Annotated in this window: 22 protein-coding genes; 19 read left to right on the top strand and 3 right to left on the bottom strand. The window is 28.9% G+C overall.

The annotated features are described in order from the left end of the window. The first annotated feature begins 50 nt into the window (after positions 1-50). The 3 genes from B5X81_RS13485 (at position 51) to B5X81_RS13475 (ending at position 2,537) form a co-directional block, all read left to right on the top strand. Entirely contained in the window at positions 51-311 is a 261-nt protein-coding gene (locus B5X81_RS13485; RefSeq protein ID WP_079492379.1) for a stage V sporulation protein S, read from the top strand. A gap of 206 nt (positions 312-517) precedes the next feature. Beyond that, the gene (gene purB / locus B5X81_RS13480; RefSeq protein WP_139380333.1) at positions 518-1,948 is read left to right on the top strand and encodes an adenylosuccinate lyase; all 1,431 of its coding nucleotides are present in this window, start codon (positions 518-520) and stop codon (positions 1,946-1,948) included. Positions 1,949-2,036: 88 nt separating this feature from the next. Continuing rightward, positions 2,037-2,537 (top strand): GNAT family N-acetyltransferase, encoded by a 501-nt coding sequence (locus B5X81_RS13475; RefSeq protein WP_079492376.1) that lies wholly within the window; start codon positions 2,037-2,039, stop codon positions 2,535-2,537. A 147-nt stretch (positions 2,538-2,684) separates the two neighbouring features. On the opposite strand, the gene B5X81_RS13470 is transcribed toward B5X81_RS13475, so the two are convergent. Beyond that, entirely contained in the window at positions 2,685-2,954 is a 270-nt protein-coding gene (locus tag B5X81_RS13470; RefSeq protein WP_079492374.1) for a hypothetical protein, read from the bottom strand. Between the two features lie 319 nt (positions 2,955-3,273). Between B5X81_RS13470 and B5X81_RS13465 the strand changes: the two genes are divergently transcribed. The 4 genes from B5X81_RS13465 (at position 3,274) to B5X81_RS13450 (ending at position 7,028) form a co-directional block, all read left to right on the top strand. Next, the gene (locus tag B5X81_RS13465) at positions 3,274-3,834 is read left to right on the top strand and encodes a GNAT family N-acetyltransferase (RefSeq protein WP_079492373.1); all 561 of its coding nucleotides are present in this window, start codon (positions 3,274-3,276) and stop codon (positions 3,832-3,834) included. 193 nt (positions 3,835-4,027) lie between these two features. Beyond that, complete coding sequence (locus tag B5X81_RS13460) at positions 4,028-4,948, top strand: tyrosine-type recombinase/integrase (RefSeq protein WP_079492371.1); 921 nt, start codon at positions 4,028-4,030, stop codon at positions 4,946-4,948. A gap of 21 nt (positions 4,949-4,969) precedes the next feature. Beyond that, the gene (locus B5X81_RS13455) at positions 4,970-5,200 is read left to right on the top strand and encodes a hypothetical protein (RefSeq protein WP_079492370.1); all 231 of its coding nucleotides are present in this window, start codon (positions 4,970-4,972) and stop codon (positions 5,198-5,200) included. A gap of 88 nt (positions 5,201-5,288) precedes the next feature. Further along, the gene (locus B5X81_RS13450) at positions 5,289-7,028 is read left to right on the top strand and encodes an ABC transporter ATP-binding protein (protein WP_079492368.1); all 1,740 of its coding nucleotides are present in this window, start codon (positions 5,289-5,291) and stop codon (positions 7,026-7,028) included. Positions 7,029-7,256: 228 nt separating this feature from the next. Here the strand turns inward: B5X81_RS13450 and B5X81_RS13445 are convergent, their stop codons facing one another. Next, on the bottom strand, positions 7,257-7,661 hold the full coding sequence (locus B5X81_RS13445) for a hypothetical protein (RefSeq protein ID WP_079492367.1): 405 nt from the start codon (positions 7,659-7,661) through the stop codon (positions 7,257-7,259). Between the two features lie 438 nt (positions 7,662-8,099). On the opposite strand from B5X81_RS13445, the gene B5X81_RS13440 reads away from it, so the two are divergent. The 12 genes from B5X81_RS13440 (at position 8,100) to B5X81_RS13390 (ending at position 19,270) form a co-directional block, all read left to right on the top strand. Continuing rightward, positions 8,100-8,624: a hypothetical protein gene (locus B5X81_RS13440; protein WP_079492365.1), complete on the top strand. Its 525-nt coding sequence runs from the start codon at positions 8,100-8,102 to the stop codon at positions 8,622-8,624. Positions 8,625-8,881: 257 nt separating this feature from the next. Then, the gene (locus B5X81_RS13435; RefSeq protein WP_079492364.1) at positions 8,882-10,708 is read left to right on the top strand and encodes a phosphoenolpyruvate hydrolase family protein; all 1,827 of its coding nucleotides are present in this window, start codon (positions 8,882-8,884) and stop codon (positions 10,706-10,708) included. Between the two features lie 175 nt (positions 10,709-10,883). Next, positions 10,884-12,101, top strand: a complete 1,218-nt coding sequence (locus B5X81_RS13430; RefSeq protein WP_079492362.1) for a Tm-1-like ATP-binding domain-containing protein — start codon at positions 10,884-10,886, stop codon at positions 12,099-12,101. A gap of 71 nt (positions 12,102-12,172) precedes the next feature. Next, on the top strand, positions 12,173-13,006 hold the full coding sequence (locus tag B5X81_RS13425) for a phosphoenolpyruvate hydrolase family protein (protein ID WP_079492361.1): 834 nt from the start codon (positions 12,173-12,175) through the stop codon (positions 13,004-13,006). A 272-nt stretch (positions 13,007-13,278) separates the two neighbouring features. Beyond that, positions 13,279-14,010, top strand: a complete 732-nt coding sequence (locus B5X81_RS13420) for a hypothetical protein (protein ID WP_079492359.1) — start codon at positions 13,279-13,281, stop codon at positions 14,008-14,010. A gap of 350 nt (positions 14,011-14,360) precedes the next feature. Continuing rightward, positions 14,361-14,498 carry a hypothetical protein gene (locus B5X81_RS27860; RefSeq protein WP_208985061.1) on the top strand — a complete coding sequence of 46 codons (138 nt, stop codon included), beginning with the start codon at positions 14,361-14,363 and terminating at the stop codon, positions 14,496-14,498. 49 nt (positions 14,499-14,547) lie between these two features. Continuing rightward, positions 14,548-15,348 (top strand): aminoglycoside phosphotransferase family protein, encoded by an 801-nt coding sequence (locus B5X81_RS13415; protein ID WP_079492358.1) that lies wholly within the window; start codon positions 14,548-14,550, stop codon positions 15,346-15,348. A gap of 23 nt (positions 15,349-15,371) precedes the next feature. Then, positions 15,372-15,821, top strand: coding sequence for a peptide deformylase (gene def / locus B5X81_RS13410; protein ID WP_079492356.1), 450 nt, complete (start codon positions 15,372-15,374; stop codon positions 15,819-15,821). Positions 15,822-16,332: 511 nt separating this feature from the next. Continuing rightward, positions 16,333-17,466, top strand: coding sequence for a tyrosine-type recombinase/integrase (locus tag B5X81_RS13405; RefSeq protein ID WP_079492355.1), 1,134 nt, complete (start codon positions 16,333-16,335; stop codon positions 17,464-17,466). Positions 17,467-17,681: 215 nt separating this feature from the next. After that, positions 17,682-18,017 (top strand): YtrH family sporulation protein, encoded by a 336-nt coding sequence (locus tag B5X81_RS13400; RefSeq protein ID WP_079492353.1) that lies wholly within the window; start codon positions 17,682-17,684, stop codon positions 18,015-18,017. Then, a complete protein-coding gene (locus tag B5X81_RS13395) occupies positions 18,005-18,472 on the top strand; it encodes a hypothetical protein (RefSeq protein WP_079492352.1) in 468 nt (155 codons plus the stop codon). Before B5X81_RS13400 ends, B5X81_RS13395 begins: the two co-directional genes overlap by 13 nt. A 330-nt stretch (positions 18,473-18,802) precedes the next feature. Next, a complete protein-coding gene (locus tag B5X81_RS13390) occupies positions 18,803-19,270 on the top strand; it encodes a VOC family protein (RefSeq protein ID WP_079492350.1) in 468 nt (155 codons plus the stop codon). 583 nt (positions 19,271-19,853) lie between these two features. Here B5X81_RS13390 and B5X81_RS13385 read toward each other — a convergent pair. Then, the gene (locus tag B5X81_RS13385) at positions 19,854-20,858 is read right to left on the bottom strand and encodes an asparaginase (RefSeq protein ID WP_170917416.1); all 1,005 of its coding nucleotides are present in this window, start codon (positions 20,856-20,858) and stop codon (positions 19,854-19,856) included. Between the last annotated feature and the right edge of the window lie 93 nt (positions 20,859-20,951).

The raw sequence follows: 20,951 nt of genomic DNA, 5'->3' as shown, positions 1-20,951 counted from the left end.
TAAGTAAACAAAACACTATTCAATCAAAATTTTTAAGGGGGCTTTAAATCATGGAAGTATTAAAAGTATCAGCAAGATCAAATCCAAACTCAGTTGCAGGAGCGTTGGCAGGTGTTTTAAGAGAACGTGGAGCTGCCGAAATTCAAGCTATAGGTGCAGGAGCTCTTAATCAAGCAGTAAAAGCAGTTGCTATTGCTAGAGGATTCGTTGCTCCTAGTGGTATGGACTTAATTTGTATTCCAGCATTTACAGACATAGAAATCGATGGTGAAGAAAGAACCGCTATAAAATTAATTATACAACCCAGATAGTGAAAACGATTACCTTGAAAACCTGCTGTTACCTAAGCAGGTTTTTTCTATGGAAGTTTTTCTAAAAAAGAGTAAATTAATTTTTTTATTAGCATATATATCATTATTTTTATATTATTGTTATTTAAAAACATATAATGTATAATACTATATGGAAAGATACGAACATTATTTAAATATTTATAATAAATGTAAGGAGTGATTTGGTGACGGCTCTATATGAAAATCCACTGATAAGTAGATATGCTAGCAAAGAAATGCTTAAACTTTTTTCCCCCGACACAAAATTTAAAACGTGGAGAAAGCTTTGGATAGCATTAGCTGAAGCAGAAAAGGAATTAGGACTTCCCATAAGTAATGAACAAATAGAGGAATTAAAAAAGCATCAGGATAATATTAATTATGATGTGGCTAAGGAAATGGAAAAAAAGACAAGACATGATGTTATGTCCCATGTTTATGCCTTCGGTGAGCAGTGCCCAAAGGCTAGAGGAATCATCCATTTAGGGGCCACAAGTGCATTTGTTGGAGATAATACTGATTTAATTATAATGAGTAAGGCTTTAAATATTGTCCGTAATAAACTTATAAATTGTATAGATAGATTATCAAAGTTTGCTTATAAATATAAAAATGTACCCACACTAGGGTTTACACATTTTCAACCTGCTCAGTTAACAACAGTAGGAAAAAGGGCCACACTTTGGCTTATGGACCTTTTATTGGACTTAGAGGATATAGAATACCTTTTGTCAAAAATGATGCTTAGAGGGGCAAAGGGGACGACAGGAACTCAAGCTAGTTACTTGAAATTATTTGATGGAGACCATGAAAAAGTTAAGAAATTGGATCAGCTTGTGGCTAAAAAATTAGGGTTTAAAAAAACATTTCCAGTATCAGGACAAACCTATTCAAGAAAATATGATTATAGGGTATTATCTACCTTAAGTGGTATTGCACAGAGTTTGCATAAAATGACTAATGATATAAGACTATTACAGCATTTAAAAGAGATAGAAGAACCCTTTGGTAAAAATCAGATTGGATCTTCCGCCATGGCTTATAAAAGAAATCCTATGAGGAGTGAAAGAATCGCATCCCTTGCGAGATATGTAATAACTAACACTCAAAATCCAGCAAATACTGTGGCTACTCAATGGTTTGAAAGAACTTTAGATGATTCGGCAAATAGAAGACTTTCCATACCAGAATCTTTCTTGTGTATAGATTCTATATTGGAAATAACAATAAATATTAGCACAGGTCTAGTTGTCTATCCAAAGGTTATAGAAAAACGTATTAAAGAAGAATTGCCTTTCATGGCAACTGAAAACATACTAATGGAAGCCGTAAAAAAAGGTGGAGACAGACAGGAGCTTCACGAAAAAATAAGGGTTCATTCAATGAACGCCGGTAGGGTAGTAAAAGAAGAAGGGAAAAAAAATGATCTGTTAGAGAGAATAGCTAAGGATGATGCATTTAATCTTACTAATGATGAGATAAATAATTTACTAGATCCTATGTTGTTTATAGGAAGATCTCCACAACAGGTAGAAGAGTTTATTGAAGATTGTATAAAGCCAATTCTAGAAGAAAATGAGAATATTTTAGGTGTCAATGTTGAGTTAAAAGTTTAGTAATTATAGTTAAAATTCATAAAATTAAACCTCTTTAGTCTTTAGAGATTTCTTTTGAGTAAAGAGGTTTAATAATTGGAGTGATAAAATGATTTTTCAAACAGAAAAATTTTATGTAGATACAGTAGAAAAAGAAGATTTACCTGGAATTGTTGAAATATATAATTCCAATATTAATTTTTTGCAAGCCCATATGTCGAGAAAAAGTGTAGATATAGATTGGATAAAAAAAGAAATCAAAAATATGAAAGAGGAAGGTTTTTATTCTTGTAAAATAATTTGTAAAAAAACGAAAGAGATTATTGGAATAATAGACTTTTCACTTAAGGAAAAATGCTATTTATCTTTAATAATTATCCATAATAATCATAAAAAAATGGGATATGGGAAGGAAATATATTTGGGGTTTGAAGACTATGTAAAATCTAAAGGAGCTCGGGATATACGAATTGATGTTGTTACCAATTATGATAGAAATGTATTAAAGTTTTGGAAGGTAAATGGTTTTAATGTGGCAGAAAAGATAGAACTAAACTGGACAGGAAAAATATTGAATGCTTTTATCATGAAAAAGAGAATATTTTCTTAATCAAATATATATCAAAAGCCCAAGATAATATATTCTAATTAGAATAAATATTACCTTGGACAAATTGATTTTGTAAAAGATATAAAGTTTTTAAATATATTTTTCTTATATAAATTTATAACAGATAAGGTTTTTCTATATTATTGGCTAAATTAAATTATCTAATTGATTTTCATATTCATCCAATAATTGATTTATTTCATGTTCACTAAGCTTTTTTGAAGGTAAATCAGTATTTTTTTCTTCATAAGCAGGAACCATTGCGGCTATTGGTTTACCGTTTTCTGTTATTAGGAACTTTTTATGTTCCAGATTTGTTAAGAGCAGCAGGCTTTTGATAGTATTGCTATCTAAGCTATTTGAAGCTATAGTACTATCAGTTGCCACTCCAAAATCAACAGCAGCTAAACCATTCACAATATTACCTCCTTCCTTATTTTATTTTAAGTTAACTTTTTAATTTCATAAAATCTCTTAAAATTAGAGAATAAACCATATATAACTTTACAGGAAAACGATTACAGTTTATATTAATATTATATCATTAATTACCAAAAAAAACACAGAAAATTATTAATTAAGGAAATTATATAATTATTTTATTTTTAAAGCTATAACATCAAAATATATTATATTATAAAATAACTATATTAATCTCTTGGCTAATAGATTAAATATATAATTTCTTCAATTTTGAAAATAAAATTTAAAAATCAAAGAATGAGGGGTTGATATCATGGTGAAAATAGAAACCAAAAGATTAATCATAAGAGATCATTTGGAGAAAGATACTGATTCAATACATAAACTTCTAGTAGACGAGAAAGCAATGTATTATTTGCAAGATATAAAAACTAAGAATATGGATCAATCAAAGCAAAATTTATATGAAGCAATAAAGGAATCAAAATTAGAAAATAGAACAAAATATTTTTTTGCCATAATAATGAAGGATACTGATGAATATATTGGTGAAATAGGCTTTACTGTTATCATCGATTTTTCATATGGAAAAGTTGTTGAACTAGGATATTTTATTAGACCTAAGTTTTGGAGAAGGGGAATAGTAACTGAAGCAGCAAGAGAAGTAATAAAATATGGATTTAATGAAGCAGGTGTAATTAAGATTGAGTCGGGGTGTATAAAAGAAAATATTGGCTCAGAAAGAGTAATGAAGAAGGTTGGCATGATAAAGGAAGGTGAATTTAAAAAACATATGCTTTTAGATGGAAAATTATATGATAGAGTAGAATATCGTTTATTAAAGGAAGAATGGGAATTACTAGAGAAAAAATAAGGATAGTATAAGAATAACAATATTCCGAGTTGTAATAAACTCTGAAATAACAAACATAAATAGAAACTCTAATTCACAAAAAAACAATTAATTTAAAAATTCTTTAAACTTGCATATACAACGCGGAACTAGTATATTATAACTATATACAATTAAAATATAATCATTGGTTTTAATAAAGGAGGATTGCTCAATGAGTAAAAATATTATTTCAAACAACAGTAAAAATCTTATTGAATATTTCTCTATTGAAAGATTAAAACTTGAAAAAACCCGCAGAGATTATAAAAGGGAAATATTAAGATTTACAGAATTTCTAGGAAAAGATTATTTATATGCTAATAGAAAAGACTGTGAATCTTATATAAATAGTCTTAAAGATAAAGCAAGAAAAGGGAAAATTAGCATTTTTACTGTTGAAAAAATTTATATCTACTTGTTTAGTTTTTTTAATTATATTGAAAGCGTAAAACTAGTATATAAATTTATACCATCTTCTTTCTTTAATCACTTTAAATCAGTTAAAAAACCAGCTGCTCCTAGAAGTATTTCCAGTGATAAAATAATATCTTTATCGGAGCTTGATCAGTTAATAGGTATTTTAAAAGAAGGTAACTTTAGAGATTATATTGCTTTAATGCTGATATTTACATCTGGATTGACACTAAAGGAAGCAACTATTCTTAAATGGAATCAGTTTATAGAAGATGCTAATGGCAATATCGCTATTGAATTTACTATCAAAAATAATGAAAAAAGGTATATTAAGGTATCTACAGATATTGCAGAACTATTAGCAAAATATCGCGAATCCATTGGACCAGTAAGTAAAGATTCCCATGTTTTTCTAAATAAATTTGGGAAACCCATTAGCGGTAGATGGCTGAGAAAAGTATTAACTGACGCATGTAAAAAAGCTGAATTTGAACATATCTATACTCCAAGAGATTTAAGACATAGTGCCGCTGCCTTATGCCTTAAAAATGGTTCTTCAGCACAAAAAGCTAAAGAACAGTTTGGTTGGTCAAACACTAAATTAGCTGATAGATATAATTATTCAATTCCTGTTTTAGAGGATAATGCAATTGACTACTTAAATATTAAAATAAAATAATTTTATAGAGGAGAGATAATAATGGGAAAAAAATATAAATATGATTTCTATTTTAAAATAGAAAATGAGTCAAAATCAGATGAAAAAAGCTTAAATGATTATGCAACCCTTAGTTTAGAAAGGTATTTACCTTTAGATAAAGAAGAATATGAAAATGCTGCAGAAAAACTGGTAGAAAGTGTTTCAAATAGTACTGGTATCAATAAAAAATATATAACAGCAATTTCTAAGGAAGAATTTATGAAAAAATAAAAAAAATTGAAAAATAGAATTGAAAATTTATATAATTTATAATAAACTCATTTATAACGCTTATTATTTTATTAAAGGGGATGATATAGTGATTAAAAAATTTGCATCCTATTACAAACCACATAGAAAATTATTTATTCTCGATATGTTTTGTGCTTTTTTAATGGCATCAATTGATCTGGTTTTCCCTATAGCAACTAGAAGTCTTTTAAATGATATTTTACCCAACGGGAAGACAAGAACTTTTTATATTGTAATTGGAACTCTTTTTTTTCTATACATATTGAGAGCAATATTTAATTATATTGTTGACTATTGGGGACATGTTGTGGGGACAAGAATGGAAGCCGATATGAGAAATGACCTTTTTTCCCATATACAAACACTGGATACAAAATACTTTGATGAAACAAGAACTGGACATATAATGTCAAGGGTAATAAATGATCTTAGAGAAATATCCGAATTGGCACATCATGGACCAGAGGACTTATTTTTATCTGCTGTTATGATTATTGGCTCATTTGTAATACTTTTAAATATTGAATGGAGACTTACATTAATAATATTTACCTTTGTCCCAATTATGATTTGGTTTGCCATAGTTAAAAGAGAAAAAATGAGCAATGCATTTAGAAATGTAAGAAAAAAGATAGCAAATGTAAATTCACAGCTTGAAAACAGTATTTCTGGAATAAGAGTGGCCAAATCCTACGCCAATGAAGAATATGAAATGAGAAAATTCTCTGAAGGTAATAGAGAATTCAAAGAATCTAGGGAGTTTGCTTTTAAATCAATGGCTGAATTTTTTACTGGTATTAACTTTTTATCTAATCTACTTAACCTTCTAGTAATAGGAGCAGGAGGAATATTTGTATATAAAGGCTTAATCAATCTTGCAGACCTAGTTGCATACCTCTTATATGTTAATTTCTTTATGCAGCCAATTAGAAGACTCACTCAATTTGCACAACAATTCCAGCTGGGTATGACAGGCTTTGAAAGATTTATTCAAATATTAGAGATTAAACCAGAAATAGTGAACAAAAAAAATGCTATTAAATTAACTGATATAAATGGCAAAATAGAGCTTAAAGATGTTACTTTCAACTATAATGAAAAGGAATCAGTTCTTAAAAACATAAATCTAACTATAGATTCAGGAAAAACAGTGGCACTTGTAGGCCCTTCTGGTGGAGGGAAAACAACTTTATGTCACTTAATACCTCGATTTTATGATGTTGAAGCTGGTGATATTCTGATAGATGAAAAAAACATAAAGGATATTGACATTAAGTCACTAAGAAAAAATATTGGCCTAGTTCAGCAAAACATATTTTTATTTACAGGAACTATAAAAGATAATATTCTTTATGGTAGGCCAGATGCCACTGATAAAGAAGTTATAGTAGCAGCAAAGGAAGCTAATATTCATGATTTTATCATGACATTACCAAATCAGTATAATACACATATTGGAGAAAAAGGCGTAAAGCTTTCTGGCGGACAAAAACAAAGAATATCAATTGCAAGGGTATTTTTAAAAAATCCTCCTATTCTTATACTAGATGAAGCCACTTCAGCTTTAGACAATGAAACAGAGGTGAAGATCCAAGCAGCACTAGAAAAGCTTTCAAAGGGTAGAACAACCCTAGTTATAGCCCATAGATTGTCTACAATAAAAAATGCCGACAATATAATTGTTCTTACAGATAATGGTATACAAGAAAAAGGAAAACATAAGGATTTAATTAAGAAGAATGGTTTATATTCTAAATTATATAAACTTCAATTTAAAGATAGTATAAAAAATGATGTAGCAGTTTAGACTTTATAGATAATCGCTTTTGAATTTAAAATAGCATGATACTTTTATAAAGATAACCAATATCGAATTCTGGTTATCTTTATATCCGACTTTACTAATTCTACAAAGAAAATGAGACTATAGCCACAGCTCCAGTCTCATTTTCTTCTATATATCCCTTTTGATTAAATTTTTATATCTTGAACTAATAAGTTTCTGAAGTTCCATGAAATTTCAAAATTATGCTTATTACTCACATTTTCTAAAAGAACGTACTAGTAAAATACCTCCTAGTATGCTTAGTGCAGTGCTAATATATGCAGAAAGATAAATAGCTGCTTTAAACTTAAATATACTTAGCATAATCTCCCAAGGAATCATTGGAAATAATATAAGAAATATTGCAATAATAAAGAGGCTAAATCTAAAGCAAAAGCCTTTGGTGAAAATCTTAACAATATTTCTCCATTCAATTAGTGCACCAAATAACGTCATTAGAGAAGCTATTACAACTCTGTATTTATTATACTCTTGTACATTTAGTCTCTCAGATGCTATTTTTATTTTGGCACTAAAATCTCCCACTAAATTCAATAGTAATATACCAACACTTATTACAATCAATATTTCTATGATATCTTTTCCATTCCTCATATATAATTCACTTCTCTCCCAAAAATATTAGATTATTAATTCTTATGATAGAATAGTCAACTATAGTAGTTAATATCATTGCTATACTTTTTTTCATTAGTTACATTTTTTATTCGAGTGATCACTCATCTATACTGTACTATATGTATATTCAAAAATATGTAATTTTATGTAGAAAATAATATATTGTAATATATTTATAATGTATAAAATTTTTTAACATTTAAAATAATTACATTTATCCCCCATGAAAAAAGGATATAAGGGTAGTGCTAACATATGTGCCACCAGGCGAAAACTTATTCAAAAGTTCAGGATGGAAAAAAATTTTACAAAACATCTTATTGAAATTGTAAAATAAACTATTAAAGCCTACATGAAATCTATTATAAAATATGTTAAAATATGTACTATAAACTAATTCTATGGAGGTGTTTTATGAATAAAAAGAAAATCTTTAATATCTTTGTTTATATATTATTAATTTCCATGCTAATATACCTGGTCATTGATAAACACAATTTAACTAATGAAGTAAATGTATCTAATAGAAACCATCAAAGTTTAGTCGAAGATTTAAATAAAGAAATTGAATCAAAAGAAAATACTATTAAAGAATTAAATGAAATAATAAAAAGAAAAGATACAATTATTGAAAAATTACCTAAGCTTGATGCACTTATGTTAGACAATCTAAAGGATAAAGGTATCGACGATCCAATTAAAATTAAGAAAGACCTTATGAATCACCCTGAATTAATCCCATATGAAGGCTCCTTAGGTGGAACAATGTCCTTCTTTTCAATTGAAGATATTTATGTCTTAACTGATAAATGGATTTTTGCTTATTTTGAAGACGGCCATACTCTTGGATATATGCTGCTTAGATATGAGATAATTAATGAAAAAGAAAATGACATAAAAATCAAGTGGAAAGTTTTAGATTCATATATTTTTGAGTAATATAAAACTATTATAAGAAAATTATTTCTTTTAATGAAATTTAATATATAAGGAAATTTCATAATTCTAACTTGGCAAAATTGCATATGCGAATATTATCCTTAATTTAATTATTTATAATGAAATATATTTTGGTAGTGTATCTTTGTAGATTCTAAAACTATATATAGTAGATAGTTTTTGCTGAAGGTAATTATGCAATTTGCTCATATAATATATTATCAATTTTTAGGAAATGAGTATAGGGATGATAATTCATGATAAATAGAAAAATAATCAAAAATTCCTTATCAGCCAGCATAAAGAAAAATAAGCCTATTATTGGTGTGGCTGTAGGTTCTGGTTTAGCTGCAAAACAAGCTGATGAAGGTGGCGCCGATTTAATACTTGCATTAAGTGCCGGGAGATTTAGGAATGCTGGAGTGGCTTCGTTAGGATGTATGATGCCTTTTGCTAATAGTAATAATATGGTCATGGATTTTGGTAAAAGAGAAATCTTACAAAGAGTCCGCAATAAACCGGTTATATTTGGAGCATGTGGTACTGATTTAACATGGAATCAAGATGAACTATTAAATAAAATAATAGAAGCTGGCTTTCATGGAGTTACTAATTTCCCTACAATAGGAATAATTGATGGAGTATTTAGAGAAGCACTAGAGGAAATTGGCTTAGGCTATAACTGTGAAATAGAGTTAATGGAAAAAGCAGTAAAAAAAGGAATGTTTACCATTGCCTTTGTCTTTGATAAAAAGCAGGCTGTAAAAATGGTAAATGCAAATGTTGATATAATATGTACTCAATTGGGCTGGACAATTGGTGGAGATAAAGGTGTAAAGCAAAGAAAAAGTATAAGTGAATATGTGAAATATGTAGAAGAAATAGTACAAACTGTTAAAAAGCTAAATCCCCAAATTTTAAACATGGTATATGGCGGCCCTATTAATGATCCTGAGCAAGCCAATTTGTTTTATAAAAAAGCAGGAGCACTGGGATACATTGGAGGATCAAGCTTTGAAAGAATTCCTACGGAAATAAGTATCAAGAATACAACCGCAAAATTTAAAAATTTTTATAAGATTAAAGAAGAGAATATAAGGTTAAAGCAAGAATTAATAAAGAAAAAGGGATTCGATGAAATTGTAGGACAAAGTAAAAGGATGCAAGAGATATACGATATAGTAAATAAAGTTGCAGATAAAGATGTAAATGTTTTAGTTGAGGGAGAAAGTGGAACGGGAAAGGAATTGATTGTAAGGGCTATTCATTATAATAGCAAAAGATATAGAGAAGCCTTTGTCAAAATAAATTGTGCTGCTTTTCCCAAGGGAATTTTAGAAAGTGAACTCTTTGGTCATGAAAAAGGTGCTTTTACAGGAGCTGATAAAAGAAGGTTAGGTAAATTTGAATTGGCTGACAAAGGAACCTTATTTTTAGATGAAATTGGAGAAATGGATCTTGATGTTCAAGCTAAGCTTCTTAGAATTATACAACAACAGGAATTTCAAAGAGTTGGAGGAAATAAAACCATAAAAATAGATGTAAGAATCATTTGTGCCACCAATGTAAACTTGAGGGAAGCTGTAAATGAAGGCAAGTTTAGAGAAGATTTATATTATAGATTAAATGTAATCTCAATTAATGCTCCTTCTTTGAGAAAGCATAAAGAAGATATTCCTTTATTAATAAACCATTTTCTTAAACAAATAGGCGACAAATTTGGGTATCAAAATACAAAATTAACTGGTAATGTCTTAGATATATTTATGAATTATGATTGGCCAGGAAATGTACGAGAGCTAAAGCATGTATTGGAAAGGGCCAGTATATTAAGTGATGGAAAATACATAAAAACAAATGTATTACCAGAATATCTTCAAAAACTTTCTGATGAATTAGATATATTCCAGGAACAAAACGCTATTAAAGAAAATTTGAAAAACTTTGAGCATGCAGAAAAACAATTAATTAATGATGCTTTAAATGAAACAAATTGGAATAGAACAAAGGCTGCTGAAAAATTAGGAATTACAAGAAGAACCCTGTATAATAAAATTAAAAAATATAATTTTAAAAGAGGATGAGAAAATATTTCTCACCCTCTTTTAAAATGAGAAATATTTTCTCGATCAAATAAAAAAATGAGAAAACAATTTCTCAAAATCTATTAAAATCACATTGAAACGATTGGCATAGTTATTGCAACAATATTATTATGATATTTAAATTATATTAATTTTGAAGAAAGGGGTGTAAATCATGGATAAAAAAGTAATAATCCTGGGAACCCTTGATACAAAGGGAAAAGAATTTAAATTCATTAGAGAAATTATTGAATCTCAAGGTATAGACACTATTGTCATTAATACAGGAGTAAAGGGCCAAGCTCTTTGTAAAGCTGATATTTCTAATGAAGAAGTTGCCAAGGCTGGTGGAATATCAATATCAGAACTAATAGCACAAAATGACAGAGGAAAAGCGATGGATGTCATGATGAAGGGTGCTGCTGAAATTGTACTAAATTTATATAAAGAAGGCATAGTTGGTGGAATTATCAGTTTGGGAGGATCAGCAGGAACTACCATAGCCACCTATGCAATGAGAGTTTTACCAGTAGGAGTTCCTAAATTAATGGTTTCAACATTGGCTTCTGGTGATACAACGCCCTATGTAGGAACAAAGGATATAACTATGATGTATTCTGTAGTAGATATATCGGGAATAAATAGTTTTTCATCAAAAATATTAGCAAATGCTGCATATGCTATATCTGGTATGGCAAAAACAGTTCTACCAAAAATGAAAGAGGAAAAACCCCTTATAGGTGCCACCATGTTTGGTGTTACTACACCTTGTGTAACTAAAGCACGAGAGTACCTTGAATCAAAAGGCTATGAAGTATTAGTTTTCCATGCAACTGGAACCGGAGGCAAAGCAATGGAAGATCTAATTGAAGGAGGCTTCATTAAAGGTGTATTAGATATTACCACCACTGAATGGTGTGATGAATTAGTGGGTGGTGTGTTATCTGCTGGGCCAAATAGATTAGAAGCTGCAGGAAAGAAAGGTATCCCGCAGGTTGTATCTACTGGGGCCTTAGATATGGTTAATTTTGGACCTATTGAGACTTTGCCTGAAAAATTTAAGTCAAGAAATATTTATAAGCATAACGCCAGTGTAACATTAATGCGTACAACCATCGATGAAAATGAAAAATTAGGTGAAATTATTGCTGAAAAATTAAATCTTTCAAAGGGAAATACTGCGCTTTTTCTTCCATTAAAGGGAGTATCCCTTATTGATGTAGAAGGACAACCCTTTTATGGTCCTAAGGAAGATAAGGCACTATTTAATAAATTAAGAGAAAATATTAATAGAGAAAAAGTTGAATTGATTGAAATGGATATGGATATCAACAATGAAGAATTTGCTTTAGCTATGGCTAAAAAGCTTATTGAAATGATACAAGAAAGTTAAATTCTTATAAAAAATGAAAATTTAACTCCATCCAATTTCATCATTAAAGTAACTAAAAGGAGGAATTCTCAATGACGATTACAAGAAAAAGAGTATTAGAAAGACTTAAAAAACAAATTGAAATGGAAAAACCAATAATAGGAGCAGGTGCAGGAACAGGTATATCTGCAAAATCCGCTGAAGCAGGTGGTGTTGATTTAATTATTATATACAATTCTGGTAGATATAGAATGGCAGGAAGAGGATCATTAGCAGGATTATTACCCTATGGAGATGCAAATAAAATTGTAGTTGAAATGGCCAGTGAAGTGCTTACAATCGTAAAGGATACTCCTGTTCTTGCTGGAGTATGCGGAACAGACCCCTTTAGAAATATGGATGTTTTCCTAAAACAAATAAAGGATCTAGGTTTTTCCGGAGTTCAAAATTTTCCAACTGTAGGACTTATAGATGGAAAATTTAGAGCTAATCTTGAAGAAACAGGAATGGGATACGATCTAGAAGTAGATATGATCAAAAAGGCCCATAAATTGGGATTAGTAACAACCCCTTATGTTTTTAATGAGGAAGATGCAATAAAAATGGCTAAAGCAGGAGCTGATGTATTAGTGGCCCATATGGGTCTTACAACAAAGGGAACTATTGGAGCAGAAACGGCGTTAACATTGGATGATTCTGTTAAAAGGATCCAGGCTATTCACGATGCTGGGAAATCAGTAAATCCTGATGTCCTTGTAATTTGTCATGGAGGGCCAGTGGCAGAACCAGAAGATGCCCAATACGTCATAGAAAGAACAAATGGAATTGTAGGTTTCTTTGGAGCTTCGAGTATTGAAAGAATTCCTACTGAAATAGCCATTAGAGATCAAGTTGTAAACTTTAAAAATATAAGTTTTGAAAAATAGAATTTCCCATTATTTTAGGTAATATACATCAGATTGTATATGGCGTATAAATCTTATTCTTTGAAGAATGGAATAACAATTTATACGCTATTTTTTTTGTTTAGAAAAGCACGTATAAAATCTCTAAGTAAAATCATACCATATTGTGATATAATATGAAATGTAGTGAATATAATGGAGAAAATGAATAATTTATTTATGTATTATGTAAACAAAGTGAAATTACCAGCATATAAGAAAGAAGACATTCAAAAAATAAAGGAGACAATAGTATGTGGGCACCAGTAATAATAGCTATTGCAATTATCTTTGTAACTACAATACTTTTAATAGTCCTTGAGAAGAAAGAAAAAATGAAAAAAGGAACGAAAATTTATAAGATAATAGAATTTATAGGAGTTTATATTCCCTTCCTTATAATTTGCGGATATTATGGTTATATGAAAACAGATACACTTAGGGATTCCATAATTGTAATAAGCGGTATCTATATATGTCTTGCTTTATGCACTCTATTTTTTAGTATATGGAAAACGAATAAATACAATTATATTATTTTTCCAATTGTAATAATAAGCTGCTATTTTATTTTAAATGGTATTGCCCCTTATATGTTATCAAGTTTAAATAGGATATTTTCATCAGGACTTATAGGTTCCTTTTTAGGAGTTTCATTGGTAAATAATAGATATAAAGGAAGACTAATTATTTCAAGCATATTAACCATTTCAATTCTAATAACAACACCTATAAGCTTTTTAAAAAATTTTGAAAATAATAGTAAAGTTGAAAATGTATCCTTAGAACATACAAAAAAGCTTGGATATGATATTACTAATAATGATAAAGTAATTACATTTGGCAACCTTACTAGAAAAAAACCAATTCATATATGGATTGTTAGACAAAAATTCGATGAAGATTGGACACTTTCAAGGCACTTTAAAATAACTTATTTTAATGGAGTTATTAAAGATTTTTCAGTTTTAATAGAAGATGAATAAATTACAAATACTTCCATATAAATCTCGCCAACATATCCTCCAAAAACCACGCTAAAATATTTAATTCTACTAAATCTTTTATCAAATAATTATGGGGGCATGGCTTAAAGTAAAATATCATAATATTAAACCATAGCACCATATGATTTATAAATATTATTTTCATATTATAAAAGATTTAGTATTTACAAGAAATAGTATGGTAATAAGGATATTTATGTAAATATAAGTGTTTACTAATTATAAGAGATGATACTTATGTAAAAAATAGATGATTATATAATATTTATTTAGAAAGATTCTTATTTAAAGAAACGGTAAAAGAACTTAAAAATTCAAGCTTAAACTCTATGAAAATATGGGTGTTAAAGGATAATCCATATAAAAGATTTTATGAAAAATTAGGTGGAAATCAAATTGAAATTAAGAATATTAAAGGGATTGATATTGTATCTTTTGGGTGGAATAATATTAAAAGTATAATGTAACCAAGTAGTAGATGACTCTGATATAAATATTGGAGGTAAATAAGTAAAAATGAAAAAAATAGGTCAAGGTAGAACAGCTGAAATATTTCAATGGGATGAAAATAGAATTTTAAAACTGTTTAATCATGGAACAAAAATGGATGATGTTAAAAGGGAATTTGAAATCAATAGGGATCTTGCTAAACAAAAAATGCCTGTTCCTGATGTTTTTGATTTGATTGAATATAATAATAGATTGGGCATTATTTACGAACAAATTAATGGTCAAACACTTACTAAGTTAATATCATCCAAGCCATGGAAAATACTAAATGAAGCAAGAAGATTTGCTAAAATACATAGAAAATTTCAAAGTAAAATTTCATTTGAAATTCCAAGATTCAAAGTTAAATTGATGAGAAATATTAAGACATCAAATATTCTTGATATAAACTTGAAGAATAGCTTGTTTAAATATATAGAAACACTGCCGGATGATGAGATTCTTTGTCATTGTGATTTTCATCCTGATAATATAATGATATCTGATGGGAAAATGCTAGTAATTGATTGGATGACCGGAGCAAAAGGTCACCCAATATCTGATGTTGCAAGAACGTCAGTCATTCTTAAATTTGCAGTTATACACGAAGAGAAGTCTTATATAGAAAAAAAAATAATAAATTTATTGAGAAACAAATTTTATCTCGAATATATTAAGCATTATATGAAATTATCCAATATTAAAATCCAGGATATTGAGCAATGGGAATTACCAATTGCAGCTGCACGACTTAGTGAAGACATATCAAATCTTGAAAAAGACATTTTATTAGATTATGTTGAGAGAAGAGTTGAAAATATTAGTTAATGAAAATCAAAGGAGGTTAAAAAATGGCAATAAGAAATATAAGAACTTTAGGTGATGAAATATTAAGAAAAAATAGTAGAATGGTTGAAAAAATTGATGATAGAGTTTTGGTTCTTCTTAAAGATATGGCAGAAACTATGTATAAAAATAATGGAGCAGGTTTAGCTGCACCCCAGATAGGAATACTTAAAAGGTTAGTTGTAATAGATATGGGAAAAGGTCTCATTAATTTGATTAATCCTGAAATAATTGAAGCCAAAGAAACACAAGAAGTAACAGAAGGATGTTTAAGTATACCAGGAAAATGGGGTAAACTAGAAAGACCTGCAAAAGTTAAGGTTAAAGCGTTAAATAAACAGGGAAAAGAAATAATCATTGCTGGAGAAGGAGAGTTTGCAAAATGCTTATGCCATGAAATAGATCATTTAAATGGAATACTATTTATTGATAAGGTTAAAGAGTTTTTGAAGTAATAATTTTAACACTTCCAATTTAATATAATTTTATATATTAAATTGGAAAAAAATTTTTAAAGGAAAATATATAAAAAAAAAGAACCTAGTCCGTAAATGTAGATTGTAGGACTAGGTTTATGTTATTATAATATATAGGGGATAGAGGAGAGAAAACCTCTATAACCTTTGATATATCTACATATTATACATATATTTTTAGCTGTTAACTTAATACTCATTTAGATATTTCAAAGAAGTAAGAATAAAAAATAAAAACTTTGATAAATAGTTAACAGACTTTTGTGCCTCTATATATTAAAAAATAAAGAAATTCGACACTCAATAATTATTTAATAAATTTTGTAGAAAAATGCTATTATAAAATTTCAAATTTATAGGTTTTTGTCGATAAAGGCCACAGCTTAAATTTTTAGAGGTTTTTATTTAAAGCGTACCAAATGTATTATGATGTCGAAAAAAATTGCTTAAAACTCAAAATATAAAGTCGTTTTTGAAGGGAGAAAATATTATGTCGAAAATTATAGTGTCTGATAAGAACCGAAGTGATATTCCCAATAATATTTTAATAGAAAGAGAAATTCTACGGGAAAAATTAGAAAATCTAAAATCTATTTCTCCACCTATTTTAATAAGATATATGAACTATCTTTATATTAATGAAACTGCCAGAAGTGTAAATATAAATACAGCATTAAAATATATAAGGGAAATCATTAGAATTTTAGAATGGCTTATTAATGAAAGAATTATCAACAAACCCGATATACAAGATATCGATAAATATGATTTAAATAGTATTGAAGCCTATGATATTCAGCATTATCTTGATTCCTGCGGCAGCTATACAGAAATAAATAATAAAGGTGAAAAAGTGCTATATAGTAATAGTATAAGAACCATATTTTTTAAAAGCTCCTGTATTAGAGGTTTTTTCACCTGGTTATATAAGAATAATTATATTAAAAGAAACGAAACGGAAAAGCTAAGAAAAGTAATTACCCCGGATTTGCCGCCGGTTATTGTTTTAACCGATGATGAGGTCAAAGCCATGCTTGAACTGGTCAAGCATGGAGAAACAAAGGTTTATAATGAGAAAATAGAGCTTAGCAAAAAAGAAATGGAAACCCACGAGAAAACCAAATACAGAGATTTAGCAATACTAAGTATGTTTGTATATCATGGTCTAAGAATTCATGAGCTTTACCATATCAATCTATCTTCTTTGCATTTTGAAAGGGATTATTTTGAAATATATAGAAAGAGAAATAAGAAAAGAAATATGTATTTTTCTAAATATACTAAAAAGAACGTACAAAACTATATATATCTAGAAAGGCCAAAGGAAAATATAGCTTCAGAGGACATTGATGCTTTATTCATTAGCACCAGAGAAAATAGAAGGCTCAGCATTAGACAAATAAGAAGAATTGTAAAGAAATATGCAGTTAAAGTATCAAAAAATCCAAAGCTTTCTCCCCATAAGCTAAGAGCTACCTTTGCAACAAAAGCCATTGACATTACTGGCAATATATATAAGGTTCAAAAAAATCTGGATCATAGTTCACCTAATACTACTGAAAGATATTTAAAAGAGGATGAAAAGTTCAAGAAGGAAATTGCTGCTGCTATAAATTATGACTAATTATCTAATTAATGATATAGGCTTTACACAGTAAAGCTTATATTGAAAAATTTCAAAACTACAATTTCACTTTGCACCTGGTCACACATTTGCTGGTACTGCTCCAAGTAGATACAGTTTACATAATAACATTATTTAATTTATATGTATTTTAAAAGAATTTTATATGCTTCACTTACATATTTTTAATAAAAAGCATAAAGGTGGTTATAAATATGTTTTTTATTAATAATCTTGTATATACATTTTTAATTGCATTAGGTGTAATAATTGGTGCTGGATTTTTCGCAGGAATCGGAGCTTTAATCAATAATCATCCTCCACTTAAAACCATGATTGATATATCTAGCTCAATTAAAATTTGGGCAGTTGCTGTTAGCCTTGGAGGAACCTTTTCATCTTTTGAAATAATTGAACAGGGAATATTCAAAGGAGAAATAAGATCTGTAGTAAAACAAGTATCATATATTGCCGCTGCCCTTATTGGAGCAAATCTTGGATATTTAGTTATTAAATTGCTATACATGAGTGAAAAGCTATGGAAAAGGTAAACTTAATGAATATAAAACATTTTGTTTCCATATTATCAGGAATAATAATTGGAATTATAATTGGTGCTTTCATAATTATTGCCCTAGTTAGCTATAGAATTGATAGATACTATGAAGAAATTCAAAAGCTTAATGCATCAATAGAAGAAAGAGATGAAAAGTTAAAAAAACTTGAACAATCTATAAATAGACAAAGGCTAATTCTTAAAGATATAAATGTTATATTAACCTACGAAGGCGATGAAATAGATAAAATCACCATTGAAAAGTATGCTGAAAATAAATATCATAAATTATTAGGCCGTGAAGTAGAAACTATTGATGTTGACATAATAGAAGATATTATTGATAATAGAATTTTTAAAGTATCAAACAAAGAATATCGTTTGAAAGTTACTAAGATAATCTTGACTGATATATTAAAAATTTGGATATCAGCCGAATCAGTCAAATAAATTAATAAACATGTTATAAATAAGAGACAGGATTTGATTATACCTATGAAATCCTGCCTTTTGCGTTTTTAGAAAAGAAATAATGAATAATCATATCAGATGGTGAAAGTAGGGAGGATATTAAGTTAGTTGGAGCTTACTGCTTTTATTTTAGGCTGTTTGAAGGCTTATTAGGAAACGATCTAGGACTAGCTTTAGCAATACTTACAAATGTGGTATACTTTAAACTATATTGAGTCTTATGTTATTTCACATTTGTAAGAGAGTGCGTAGTAAGGATAATTTATGCAAAGATAGGTAAATAAATAGTAATTTGAAAGGAGAGAATTTATGAAATTTAAGAATCCTATGTTAGTTGTAACAGATATGGAAAAATCAAAAAAATTCTATAAAGATGTTTTAGGCTTAAGGGTTATTATGGACTTTGGGGCTAATGTCACTTTAACTGGTGGTGTTGCTCTGCAAACAAAAGAAAGCTGGAAAGAGTTTATCGGGAAAAATGATAATGAAATAATTTTTAGTGGCAACGATGCTGAATTGTATTTTGAAGAAGATAATTTTGACAGCTTTATTGAAAGATTAAAAGCTCTTAAATATATTGAATACGTTCACCATGTTTATGAACATAGGTGGGGACAAAGAGTGGTTCGTTTCTATGATTTAGATAAGCATATCATTGAGGTGGGCGAAAATTTGAAAGTTGTATGTAAACGCTTTTTGGATAGTGGACTTACCATAGAAGAAACAGCAAAAAAAATGGATGTTCCCATTAAATTTGTTAAAACATGTGCAAAATAAATTCCAATTTATCGTTTAATTAATTCGTAATCTTTTTGAAATATGACATAGGAGATATTGCTATGAAAATAACAAAGCAATGTGTTAGACTATCTCCTTTTATTTGCTCTGTGCCTTAGCATAGGGCTTTTTCTAATTTTTTCATTTAAAGAAAGGGAATGAAACATCCTACAAAAATATTATATCTTGATGCGAGGTGCTTTATTATCACGTATCTTGCTGTGATGACGCTTCAAATTGTGGAGAGTATGGGATAGCTATTTTAGTGGACAAAATACAATATTTATAAATAATTAATTTTGTGAAGTTAAATATTTAAGATTCTTGATAGATTTCTCCTTATTATTACGAAGTAATAGGTGATGAGGTAAATTTTCAAACTATCTACATGTAGAAAATAATATTGAAAGAAGGTGATGTTATTGAAAATAACAGAAGAAAATTTTATTGAACAAATGAAAAATATAATTTCTTAATATATATACTCAAAAACTGTAATGAGTTAATTTAGCATTATAAATCAATTAACTTATTACAGTTTTTAAATTTCCTATAATTTATTTATAATATATCAATAATAAAATCAATGCTTTTCCAATTTAAAATCAATTTCAATTTTTCCAACTATCTCATGTTTAAAATTATATACGTTGTAGTCGATATATTTCTTTAGACTTACAGCTTCCTCTCTTGTTATTACTCCAATTTGAGTTAAAATTTCTAGAACTACCTTGGGCACAAGATGGGAAGAGCCGTCTTCCATTTTAACAGCTATTCCAATTCCCTTATTTTTCAGTCCTACAGCGTAGAAAGCGGCAGCTCCAGATTTGGCAAATAATCTATCTCCAAAGGCCGCCATAATATCAGTGCAAAATCTATCGCTTCCAGCCACCATATCCCGATGAGCTGTCATAGCATCTGTAATTCTTTTTATTGCATTACCTCTATTTTTTTCAAAAATTTCCGTTTTTGACATTCTTCCATAGCCTTGGGCAAATTTATATAAGGGCATTGCATGTACCGGAACTCCACATCCGTCACAGGCAATCTCTATTTCACTTTTATCAATATCACATACCTCTGACAATGTATTTAATATTCTCTTTTGTACTGGATGGTACACTTTATAATAATCATCAAGACTTTCATCATAAGTTTTTGCTGTTATAAGCATACCAGCATGTTTTCCAGAACAGTCACTATGTATATTCCTAGGTTTTATACCCTTGGCTCTAAATTCATTCTCAACATATTTAGCCATGGGATAGTGGGAACCACATTGTAAATATTCCTCGTCAAGGCCACTTTTTAAAAGTATACTCTTTACAGCATCAACATGAAATTTTTCAGCATTATGGGATGCGCACATTACGGCTAATTCCCTGTTTGTAATATTATATTTTTCTAGAGCACCGCTTTCAACAACAGGTATAGCCTGGATGGGTTTTGCCGATGATCTAGCAAAGGTAATTCTCTTATAGTCTCCACAGGAATATAATATATTTCCCTTATAATCTGAAACTGCAATATGCCCATGATGGAGAAGATCAACAAGACTTCCTCGATATTTTTTAGCTAATAAAGACATCATAATCCCCCTTGTTAAATAATATTAAACTGTGATGAATAAATTTAAAGGTATTTTCCGTGTAACCTAGAATAAATAACTATATATAAACTT

Source organism: Maledivibacter halophilus, assembly GCF_900167445.1.
Classification (GTDB): domain Bacteria; phylum Bacillota; class Clostridia; order Peptostreptococcales; family Caminicellaceae; genus Maledivibacter; species Maledivibacter halophilus.
This window is presented reverse-complemented; position numbering and strand designations above follow the sequence as displayed.

Bases quoted from the DNA above. Each gene is read 5' to 3' on its own strand.
- B5X81_RS13445 (WP_079492367.1), bottom strand. From the start codon at position 7,661: ATGAGGAATGGAAAAGATATCATAGAAATATTGATTGTAATAAGTGTT.
- B5X81_RS13465 (WP_079492373.1), top strand. From the start codon at position 3,274: ATGGTGAAAATAGAAACCAAAAGATTAATCATAAGAGATCATTTGGAG.
- B5X81_RS13420 (WP_079492359.1), top strand. From the start codon at position 13,279: ATGTGGGCACCAGTAATAATAGCTATTGCAATTATCTTTGTAACTACA.
- B5X81_RS13390 (WP_079492350.1), top strand. From the start codon at position 18,803: ATGAAATTTAAGAATCCTATGTTAGTTGTAACAGATATGGAAAAATCA.
- B5X81_RS13435 (WP_079492364.1), top strand. From the start codon at position 8,882: ATGATAAATAGAAAAATAATCAAAAATTCCTTATCAGCCAGCATAAAG.
- B5X81_RS13395 (WP_079492352.1), top strand. From the start codon at position 18,005: ATGGAAAAGGTAAACTTAATGAATATAAAACATTTTGTTTCCATATTA.
- B5X81_RS13485 (WP_079492379.1), top strand. From the start codon at position 51: ATGGAAGTATTAAAAGTATCAGCAAGATCAAATCCAAACTCAGTTGCA.
- B5X81_RS13475 (WP_079492376.1), top strand. From the start codon at position 2,037: ATGATTTTTCAAACAGAAAAATTTTATGTAGATACAGTAGAAAAAGAA.
- B5X81_RS13425 (WP_079492361.1), top strand. From the start codon at position 12,173: ATGACGATTACAAGAAAAAGAGTATTAGAAAGACTTAAAAAACAAATT.
- B5X81_RS13400 (WP_079492353.1), top strand. From the start codon at position 17,682: ATGTTTTTTATTAATAATCTTGTATATACATTTTTAATTGCATTAGGT.
- B5X81_RS13440 (WP_079492365.1), top strand. From the start codon at position 8,100: ATGAATAAAAAGAAAATCTTTAATATCTTTGTTTATATATTATTAATT.
- def (WP_079492356.1), top strand. From the start codon at position 15,372: ATGGCAATAAGAAATATAAGAACTTTAGGTGATGAAATATTAAGAAAA.
- B5X81_RS13385 (WP_170917416.1), bottom strand. From the start codon at position 20,858: ATGTCTTTATTAGCTAAAAAATATCGAGGAAGTCTTGTTGATCTTCTC.
- B5X81_RS27860 (WP_208985061.1), top strand. From the start codon at position 14,361: ATGAAAATATGGGTGTTAAAGGATAATCCATATAAAAGATTTTATGAA.
- B5X81_RS13460 (WP_079492371.1), top strand. From the start codon at position 4,028: ATGAGTAAAAATATTATTTCAAACAACAGTAAAAATCTTATTGAATAT.
- B5X81_RS13405 (WP_079492355.1), top strand. From the start codon at position 16,333: ATGTCGAAAATTATAGTGTCTGATAAGAACCGAAGTGATATTCCCAAT.
- B5X81_RS13430 (WP_079492362.1), top strand. From the start codon at position 10,884: ATGGATAAAAAAGTAATAATCCTGGGAACCCTTGATACAAAGGGAAAA.
- B5X81_RS13415 (WP_079492358.1), top strand. From the start codon at position 14,548: ATGAAAAAAATAGGTCAAGGTAGAACAGCTGAAATATTTCAATGGGAT.
- B5X81_RS13455 (WP_079492370.1), top strand. From the start codon at position 4,970: ATGGGAAAAAAATATAAATATGATTTCTATTTTAAAATAGAAAATGAG.